Here is a 7,778-nt window from a genome sequence, read left to right as displayed (position 1 = left end):
GTCAAGTTGATGGAGAACACCTGCCGCGACGTGAATATCGCGCTCGCAAACGAGTTTGCAAAACTCGCGGAGGAGTGCGGTGTCAACGTCTGGGAGGCCATCACCCTTGCAAACAAGCACCCCCGGGTCTCGATCCTCAACCCGGGACCGGGAGTGGGAGGACACTGCATCGCCATCGACCCCTGGTTTCTGACCGAGAACTCGACAAGGTGCAGGATGGTCTCCACGGCACGGGAGGTCAACGATTCCATGCCGAATTACGTGCTGCACATCACCCGCGACCTGCTCACCGGCATCAAAAGCCCGGTTATCAGCATCTTCGGCGTCGCCTACAAGGGCAACGTCGGTGATACCCGCGAGAGCCCGGCGTTCAAGTTCATTCAGCTCGCCGAGAATGAAGGCTATGCCATCAGGTGCCATGACCCTTACGTAAGGGAGTTCCCGCACCCCCTCATGGATATGGCTGATGCAGCGGCCGGGAGTGACTGTATTGTTATACTCGCCGACCATGACTGCTTCCACAGGATCGATCCGGCGGAACTCCGGATGAGAACGAAGTTCGTCGTAGATGCCCGGAACATCCTCGACCACGAGCGGTGGACCGGTCAGGGTTTTGCCGTCCGTGTGCTGGGCGATGGTTCGCTGGTGCATCTGGTGCCCCTGGACGAAGGTATCCCCTCGGCGGGCCTGTATTCCACAGATGCGGCCCGGCCTGTCACAGCATCATCGCCGCCATCTGTCCCTCTGCTCTCCCCTGACGGGCGAGAGAGGTTCCTCTAGCCCTGTGCACGGGTTTGAGAGAGGACAGTCTTCGCGTGAACCGCATCCAGGCAATACGAGGAGTTACATGAAACGGGTATGCATCATATCACAACACTTTCCACCTGAGAAATCCGGGAACGCATCACGTATCTACGACACCGCCGTACATCTTGCAAAACTTGGTATCGACGTGACCGTGCTTGCACCTCACCCCACGTTTCCCACAGGGTCGTTCCCACGCACCTGGAGGCGGGCCCGGGAGGGGGCGGTCGATGGAGTCCGGGTCGTACGTCTCTGGACCTGGCAGCCCGGCTCCGGTGACCCGGGGTTCACAAGCAGGATGGCCTACTACCTCCTCTTCCCGCTCCACGCTCTTCTCTGGCTCTGCTCGCCCCGGAACCGGTTTGATGTGATCATCACGTCGGCACCCCCTCTCTTCACCGGGATCCCGGGCTACGTGCTCCGGCGGACAACCCGGGTGAAGTGGATCCTCGATATCCGCGACCTCTGGATCGATGCGTCTATAAGTCTTGGATTCCTCAGGGAGGGGAGCATCTACGAGAAGGTGAGCCGGAAGTTTGAGGAGATGTGCCTCGCCCGGGCCGATCTTGTGGGTGTCACGACCGAAGAACTCGGGCGGAGGATCTCGTCACGCTACAGGGTCACGGCTCCCATAGAATTGATGCCAAACGGTGTCAATACCGACTTCTTCCGCCCCACAAACAGCGGGAAGAAGCAGCAGATCATATACGCCGGCAATGTCGGGCATGCGCAAGACCTCGAGAAGGTAGCGCTCGCCGTCAAGTCGATGAACGGCACCTACAACCTGAAGCTCCTCATCGTAGGCGACGGCGACACACGAGAATACCTCGAGCGGCTGGTGAAGGCTGAGAACCTGACCGAATCGGTCATCTTCACGGGCATCCTCCCCCGGGAGGAGATCCCGGGGCTGCTCTCCGAGTCGCTCGTGGGGGTGGCGCCGCTGAAACGACTCGAGACCCTCGAGTATGCCGCTCCCACCAAGGCATACGAGTACATGGCGTGCGGGATACCGTTCATCGGATGCGGGAACGGCGAGATCGCCCACCTCGCTCAAGAGTCTGGTGCCGGGGTCATCGCCGAAAACACCCCGGAGGCGATCGCCGCGACGCTCTCTTCGCTCCTGGACGACCCGGAAAAGAGGGAGGAGATGGGCCGTCGGGGGCGGGAGTATGTCGCAGAGCACTATGACCGGAGGGCGATCGCCCTCAAACTGAAGCAGCAGATCGAGAGGATAACATGGACGGGCGCGTGACGTCACTGGTCACCCGGATGAGCGGGGCGGTCCGGGAGATGGCGGTCGTCGACGGTGAGATCGCGTACATCCGCGACCCCATCTTCGGGATCGTCCGCAACCGGGTGCACGCCGAGGTTTGCAAGGCGATGCTTCGTGCGGGCGGCGACCCGCTCGTGGATCCGATCCTGAACTACGTCGTCGAATGCCAGAACCCGGACGGGTCCTGGAACGAGGTCCACGTCAACTACAACCAGCCTTCGGCCCTGATCACCGCTTTCGTCGGCGATGCTCTGCTGGAGGCGGCAGACCGGTACCCTCACGAGGAGGCGCTCCTGAAGGCCAGGAACTATGTCCTCGCGGCCGAGAAGCGCCCGGGCTACTTCTTGAAGTCAGCGCAGTATACCGCCGACCACTTAAACGCCGACGCCTCCTGCGGGGCGTTCCTCGCGCGTTACGCGGAGCGGTATGATGACCGGGACGCCCGTGCGGCTGCCATGCGGGCGGCGGAGAATGTCGTCCGGCACCAGCGGGACGGCGGGGTCTACCCCTATGCCATCGATAAGGGGACCTACCCCTACGTCTTCGACCTTCCCTGCGTGCACTACCAGGGGGTGACCATGTACTACCTTGCAAAGGCAAACGACGTGCTCAAGGAGGACCGGATCGACGAAAGTCTTGCGAGGGGTGTGCAGTGGCTCGCGGCCGCCCTGTGCCCGTGCGGGCGGTTCAACTGGTCGGGGAGCGGGCTATCCTTCGCCTACCACCTCTCGGGGGCGTATGCGTTCGCGCACGCCTCCTTCATCTATGCATCCCGGAATAATGGCCGCTACCGGGAGCACGCCGGTCTCTGCCTCAACCGGCTTGAGGAGACCATGCGGGGAGGTCTTGCGCTCAGGTGGGAACCAGGTTCCTGGAGCAGCCTGCCTCCGTCGGTCGTTGCAGCAGCGAAGGTGGCGTCGATCGGGGAGTACCCGGTACGGCACCGGGCGTTCCGGTTCGGCTACGCAGTCTACCGGCAGATCGCCCGCAGGCGGTATAGCGAGACCGCTGAGACACGGTCGTTTAAGGCGCTCTGCCGGTTGCTCAGGATACGGTCGTCGACCGTGGAGCCATCAAAGAACTTTCCTGATCTCTTCATGACGTCTGAAGTGCTCGATTGCCTCAGCCAGTCAGGGATATGGGGGAATTCACATGAAACAGGTATTACTTGACCTGCAGTCAGGGTCTATCCAGGTGGAGGACGTCCCCGTTCCCGCCGTAAAACGGGGTGTCGTCGTTCGAAACGCCTACTCCCTCATCAGCGCAGGTACGGAGTCGTCGCTGATCAACCTCGCAGGGCAGTCGCTCATCGGGAAGGCGAAGGCACGCCCCGACGACGTGAAGAAGGTTATCCAGAAGATCGGTACGGACGGCCCTCTCCCGGCGTACCGGCAGGCAATGAGCCGTCTCTCAAAGCCGGAGCCGCTCGGCTACAGCTGCGCCGGAACGGTGGTGAAGACCGGGACCGACGATTTCGAGGTCGGTGATCGTGTCGCCTGCGCCGGAGCCGGGTATGCGGTGCATGCCGAGTACGTCTCGGTGCCGAAGAACCTCTGTGTTAAGGTTCCTGATGGCGTCGGTTTCAGGGAGGCGGCGTTCACGACCGTCGGGTCGATCGCGATGCACGGGGTCCGGAACGCTCGGGTCACGGTGGGCGAGAGCGTCGCAGTGATTGGGCTAGGGCTGATCGGGCTTCTTGTCGTCCAGGTCCTCAAGGCAGCAGGGTGCCGGGTCATCGGGATCGATATCGACCGGGAGAAGCTCTCGCTCGCAACAAGCCTCGGTGCCGACGTCGTCTCGAACTACGACGGCCTCACAGGGAGGATGAAGGCCTTCTCGCCGTTCGGGGCGGACGCGGTCATCATCACCGCGGCCACCCGGTCGAGCGCCCCTATCGAGGCCGCCGGCCGCCTGGTCAGGGATCAGGGCAGGGTCGTGGTCGTCGGGAACGTGGGCATGAACGTGCCCCGGGATATCTTCTACGAGAAGGAGGCTGAGGTCCTCGTCTCCCGGTCCTACGGTCCCGGTCGCTACGACCGGAACTACGAGGAACGCGGGATCGATTACCCGATCTACGTCAGGTGGACTGAGCGGAGGAACATGGAGGCGTTCCTTGAACTGGTGCGGCAAAAAAAGGTCGATCTCGACCGGCTGATCACCCACACCTTCGCGCTTGAGGACGCACCTGACGCCTACGACCTCATCAACACGGGAAAGGAGCGGTACATCGGGGTCCTCCTGCAGTACAGCCAGAACGGCACGGGGGCCTCCGATACCGTCACCCACCTCCCGGGGTCGGGGAGGCGGAAGGAGTTGGCCGGGGTCAGGACGCTCGGGTGTATCGGTGCCGGTGTCCACGCCCTGAGCTCGCTCTACCCTCACCTGCCGGGGCTCCCTGTGAACCTCGCTGGGCTTGCGACCGCGACAGGGCTTTCGGCGCACTCGGTCGCAAAGAAGTACGGGTTCTCCTACTGCACCACCGACTACCAGAAGATCCTCGATGACCCTGATATCGACGCAGTGATGATCGCGACCAGAAACGACCTCCATGCCCCGATGGCGATCGACGCGCTGCATGCTGGAAAGGACGTCTTCGTGGAGAAACCGCTTGCGACCGATATCGATGGGCTCAGGAGGGTCGTCGAGGCGTGGAACGAGTCCGGGCAGCGACTGATGGTCGGGTTCAACCGGCGTTACTCCCCGCTTGCGCAGAGGATGAAAGAGTTCTTCGGGAACCGAAGTACGCCCGCGGTCCTGCACTACCGCGTCAACGCCGGGCAGATCCCGCCCGACCACTGGGTGCACGACGACGAGCAGGGGGGCGGCATGCTGATCTCGGAGTGCTGCCACTTCATCGACTTCATGCAGTTCATCACCGGGGCACGGCCGATCCAGGTCTATGCCCGAGCGATCGAGCCGACCGGGACTCTCCAGAAGTACGACAACTTCCAGGCGACCCTGACGTTCGATGACGGGTCGCTTGGCACCGTCACCTACACAACGCTCGGCGACCCCTCGTACCCGAAGGAGACCGTTGAGGTCTTCTGCGACAACGCTGTGGGGAGGATCACCGATTTCCGCGACCTCGAACTCCGGCGGGGCGGGAAGGCATCAAGGGAGAGGCGGTGGCTCGCCCAGGACAAAGGGTTTGCCGGGGAACTCCTGGCGTTCGCGAAGGGTGAAGTGCCGGATTTTGCCGGGAGTGTCTCGACGACGCTTGCGACGTTCCTGGCATGGGAGTCGATCGATACCGGGACTCCCCGGGAGATTGACATCGGCACGGTCGGGCTGTAGGGCAAGGGCGGCCCGGCTTGCCCCCGTTCCGAGTGATTGGCGGATCCCGGAGTTCTGTTTATATCGTCCATGGTCAGGTTTTTTCAGGAGGGGGTTGCAGGGAGGAGTTTGAGAGTATCGTCTTATACGGGGAGACCCCCTCCCCGATCTCCTCCCTTGTCGGCGAAGAGCCACCACGGTCCGGTGTGCGGGGACAAGCAGGGAAAAGGCCGGGTCGAGTCTATCCTGCAGCCGCTACCGAGTCTTCATCAGTGAAGCCCAAGATACCACCGCATGGGTATTTTTCATGAAAATTGACCTGACTCGGGCAATCGAAGATTCCTGAAGCCCGGTTCACCACATCCCCATCCACGGCTCCTCCCGCCGGATATCGCAACGCACTGCCCCCGCCCCTGGGGGCGGGGGAGGAGGCCGGAGGCCGGGCGGGGTGGGGGCTTCCGGGTATCACCTTTCAAGGTGAGGTAAGAACCCCCAATTGCGATACCTACCGACACCGCCCGGCCCACCCCCAAGCGACCGCCTACGCAGATGAGAGCCGGGTGTTCTGCACGTACGCCAGCTGCTCGGAGATCCTCTCCGGTATCGGCCGGGGATCTTCTACCGCAATGGCTTCCTTCCACCCATCATCCCGGCACGAGCAGTCGAGATCCTCAAACACCGCCAGATCGAAGTGACAGTTGTAGCGTTCGATCGCTTTGACAATCTCGGCATCGCACTCCCCGCAGTTCCGGGCCCAGTCGAGGGATTCGACCGAGTAGGTCCAGGGGCTGACATAGACGTGGGCATGGTCCCCGAACCGCTCCCGGCACTTCTGCAGAAGGTCGATGAGGCTCCAGAGCCACGGCGGGCGGTAGAGGTTATTCTTCCAGAGTTCATGCACGACGGTGTGCTTCTCGACCGTCGTCACCTCGAGGTCCACGTAATCGATTCCACGGGATACACAGTACGACACCGTCTGCAGGACATCATTTACCGCCTCCGCCTCGGTGAGGAACGGCGGTTTGACGAGCAGGAGCGGCTTTGTCAGAACGCCCATCCCCTGCATCCTCGAATGGAAGTGACCGAAGTTGTTCGCTGAAAAACCCTTGTTGATGCAGAGGTTCATTACCTGGGGGTCTGCAGACTCAAAACCAAACGCCACCTCAAGTTGCCGCCCGTTCAGGGCCTTCTTCATCTTCGCTACGTGCTCGTCGGGAGAATAATCGATCCTCGATTCAACAACCACCTTTTTTATGTTCTCATACCCGTCGATGTATGAGCAGATCTTTTCGATGGCGGCAACCGGCATCTCACGTTCGTTAAAGATGTTTCCATCGTTGTAGATCGATATAACCGGGTAATCCCCGATATCGACGGCATCCATAACGTACTCAAACTGTGCGATATACTCCTCGGCCGAGATCTCCCTGCCCCGGGATGTCGCACAGTAAAAGCCGCACATGGTGCAGCCCCCGGTCTTCTCAACCCACTCGCACCCCGTGGAGCGCAGGAAGATGATCAACCGCCTGATGGGTTGGTCGTCAAGATGCCCTATCCGTTCCTCCCACCCGATGGGAACCGTAAAATCAAGATTTTCCGGCAGAGACCCGTTCTCCCTGCGTAACCTGCCGGCCAGTCCTCTAACCCTCTCAAGAACATCGTTATCAGTCGGGAGACCCCCAAAGATCTCCGCTCCGCTACTGCTATCAGATACAGTCCTCTGAAGAATACTTATCCCCCCTTCCCGGAGAACACACCCCCTATCGGGGTGCACAGCTCCGGCGATCGTCGTCCTACCTTGCCAAGACATATCCTGAGAGGGGCTTTCCATATTTATAGCTTATCCAGAACAATTCAATCACCGGGTCTTATTCCCTTATCGGCGATACGTGAAAAGAGCCCAGAAAAACATGCCATTTACTTCCGGGATATCAGAACTACAGTCCGCCATACCCACCCCGGTGGGATATCCCTGCAGCTACAGGGCCCTGTTTTCAAATGGAACCGGTGACAGCATGCCAATTTATATATACGTTGTTTGGGGGTATACTATCCCGGTGAACTGCGGATCTTCGCCCTCCGGAGCGGTCACCACGCCGGGCAGGATGCAGGGCATACACCGCCCACGATCCCCGGCGTGGAAGACCGGGAGCTGGTGAAGAGACGATTATAAGAATGCTGTTTCGAGATCCATTGGTCAACGAGAAGATACATTGGGAGATAATGTCTTGATACGCCTGGGAGAGAGGATCTGCGGCCGGGAGTCCTTCACTGCGAAAGCTCTCGGCATCCTCCCTTCCTACAGTACCTATAGGAAGACCTACGCTCTCCTCCAGCAGTCGCGGTGGTGGAGCCGGGAGGAACTTGCGGCCTATCAGGCGGCGGCGCTCTCGCGCCTGCTCGATCACGCCTACGCAAACGTCCCCTA

Annotated in this window: 6 protein-coding genes and 1 pseudogene; 6 read left to right on the top strand and 1 reads right to left on the bottom strand. The window is 60.9% G+C overall.

The window, feature by feature from the left end:
* The 4 genes from BP858_RS03660 to BP858_RS03645 form a co-directional block, all read left to right on the top strand.
* On the top strand, positions 1-780 hold a 780-nt coding region (locus tag BP858_RS03660), incomplete at its 5' end, for a nucleotide sugar dehydrogenase (protein WP_286878871.1).
* 67 nt (positions 781-847) lie between these two features.
* Positions 848-2,056 (top strand): glycosyltransferase family 4 protein, encoded by a 1,209-nt coding sequence (locus BP858_RS03655; protein ID WP_214166436.1) that lies wholly within the window; start codon positions 848-850, stop codon positions 2,054-2,056.
* On the top strand, positions 2,041-3,249 hold the full coding sequence (locus BP858_RS03650) for a hypothetical protein (RefSeq protein WP_286878870.1): 1,209 nt from the start codon (positions 2,041-2,043) through the stop codon (positions 3,247-3,249). The genes BP858_RS03655 and BP858_RS03650 overlap by 16 nt, the downstream gene beginning before the upstream one ends.
* Positions 3,230-5,371: a bi-domain-containing oxidoreductase gene (locus tag BP858_RS03645; protein WP_286878869.1), complete on the top strand. Its 2,142-nt coding sequence runs from the start codon at positions 3,230-3,232 to the stop codon at positions 5,369-5,371. The genes BP858_RS03650 and BP858_RS03645 overlap by 20 nt, the downstream gene beginning before the upstream one ends.
* Positions 5,372-5,891: 520 nt before the next feature.
* Here the strand turns inward: BP858_RS03645 and BP858_RS03640 are convergent.
* The gene (locus BP858_RS03640) at positions 5,892-7,160 is read right to left on the bottom strand and encodes an archaeosine biosynthesis radical SAM protein RaSEA (protein WP_014868284.1); all 1,269 of its coding nucleotides are present in this window, start codon (positions 7,158-7,160) and stop codon (positions 5,892-5,894) included.
* A gap of 228 nt (positions 7,161-7,388) precedes the next feature.
* Between BP858_RS03640 and BP858_RS03635 the strand changes: the two genes are divergently transcribed.
* Complete coding sequence (locus BP858_RS03635; RefSeq protein WP_286878868.1) at positions 7,389-7,523, top strand: hypothetical protein; 135 nt, start codon at positions 7,389-7,391, stop codon at positions 7,521-7,523.
* 40 nt (positions 7,524-7,563) lie between these two features.
* Positions 7,564-7,778 (top strand): annotated as a pseudogene (locus tag BP858_RS03630) (phenylacetate--CoA ligase family protein); the annotation flags it as partial.

The organism is Methanoculleus sp. UBA413, from assembly GCF_002502935.1.
Taxonomy (GTDB): domain Archaea; phylum Halobacteriota; class Methanomicrobia; order Methanomicrobiales; family Methanoculleaceae; genus Methanoculleus; species Methanoculleus bourgensis.
This window is presented reverse-complemented; position numbering and strand designations above follow the sequence as displayed.

Bases quoted from the DNA above. Each gene is read 5' to 3' on its own strand.
- BP858_RS03655 (WP_214166436.1), top strand. From the start codon at position 848: ATGAAACGGGTATGCATCATATCACAACACTTTCCACCTGAGAAATCC.
- BP858_RS03650 (WP_286878870.1), top strand. From the start codon at position 2,041: ATGGACGGGCGCGTGACGTCACTGGTCACCCGGATGAGCGGGGCGGTC.
- BP858_RS03645 (WP_286878869.1), top strand. From the start codon at position 3,230: ATGAAACAGGTATTACTTGACCTGCAGTCAGGGTCTATCCAGGTGGAG.
- BP858_RS03640 (WP_014868284.1), bottom strand. From the start codon at position 7,160: ATGTCTTGGCAAGGTAGGACGACGATCGCCGGAGCTGTGCACCCCGAT.